Below are 1,516 nucleotides of genomic sequence, written 5' to 3'. Positions count from 1 at the left end.
AGCCTGACCATCCAGAGCAGCGACAACTCCGGCAAGATCGTGGTGGAAGCCGACAAGATCAGCTACGCCGTGGGCGGCAAACAGATTGTCCGCGATTTTTCCGTGGCCCTGATGCGCGGCGACCGGGTGGGCATTCTGGGCCCGAACGGGTGCGGTAAATCCACCCTGATTCGCCTGCTGCTCGATCGCCTGGCTCCGGACAGCGGCACGGTAAAACAGGGAACCCAGCTGCAGGTGGCCTACTTCGACCAGCTGCGCGACACCCTGGACGAAGAAAAAAGCGTGATCGACAACGTGGCGGAAGGCTCCGATGTGATCAATCTGAATGGCCAGAACAAGCATGTGATCGGCTATCTGCAGGATTTCCTGTTCGACCCCGCCCGGGTTCGCCAGCCGGTGAAATCCCTGTCCGGCGGCGAGCGCAACCGTTTGCTGCTGGCCAAGCTGTTCACCAAGCCCTTCAACCTGCTGGTACTCGATGAGCCCACCAACGATCTGGATGCAGAAACCCTGGAACTCCTGGAGGAACAGCTGATCAACTACCAGGGCACCCTGCTGCTGGTCAGCCACGACCGTGAGTTCATCGACAATGTGGTGACCTCCACGCTGGTCTTCGAGCACGGTGAATTGAACAGCTATGTGGGCGGTTACCAGGACTGGTTACGCCAGCGCCCGGAACCCAAGCGGGAAAAAACCATCAAAGCCGCCAAGCCGGCAGCAGTAGCTGAAAAGCCTGCTCCCGCCCGCAAGAAGCTGTCATACAAGGATCAACGGGAGCTGGAACAATTACCCGCTCGCATTGAACAGCTGGAAGCGGATCTGGACGCGGTACAGACACGCATGTCCGACCCGGATTTTTACAAGGGTGAGCCGGCTGATATCAGTGCCGCACAAGCCCGGCAAAGTGAGCTGGAGCAGCAACTGGAAGTGGCTTTTTCCCGCTGGGATGAGCTGGACCAACAGGGCTAGCGCAGGCGCGGTGCGCCGCGCCGGCCGTACGGAAAACGACACGCAAGGAGCCGTTTGTGCACAAACGCCTGTCATGGATAACCCTGGGCACTCTCTCATTACTCGCCCTGTCATTGCTCACCGCCCTGGCTCAGCCCGTGTGGGCCACCGAAGTGGAAGACGAAGAGCGGGCGCTGGAGCGACAACAGGAAACCGACGCCGACACCCCCAACAAGCCCCCTCACCGGGCGGACAGCAGCCAGAGTGATGCAGACGAAGAGTCTGGCAACGCCGAGGCAGAGCCGAAAAAACCCTCCGCCCTGCCACTGCTGGGCCAGACAGTGGAACCCGGCACTTTCGCCACCCTGCACTGGACACCGGATCAGTCCTTCGCGTCCATTGCCACGCCGGTACCGGTACTGGTCGCCCACGGTGACAAACCCGGCCCCAAACTCTGCCTCACCGCCGCCATCCATGGCGATGAGCTGAACGGCATCGAGATGGTCCGCCGCCTGATGTACGAACTGGAACCGGATCAACTGGCCGGCACCGTGATTGGTGTCCCCAT

At 60.9% G+C, this 1,516-nt stretch carries 2 protein-coding genes; both read left to right on the top strand.

The window, feature by feature from the left end:
• On the top strand, positions 1 to 969 hold a 969-nt coding region (locus A3754_RS15035; RefSeq protein ID WP_156497014.1), incomplete at its 5' end, for an ATP-binding cassette domain-containing protein.
• A gap of 56 nt (positions 970 to 1,025) precedes the next feature.
• Positions 1,026 to 1,516 (top strand): succinylglutamate desuccinylase/aspartoacylase family protein (locus A3754_RS15030; protein WP_197468673.1); only part of this gene is annotated, 491 nt, incomplete at its 3' end.

The organism is Alcanivorax sp. HI0083 (assembly GCF_001635175.1).
The sequence above is the reverse complement of the archived record's forward strand: the minus strand, read 5'-3'. Positions and strand labels throughout refer to the sequence as shown.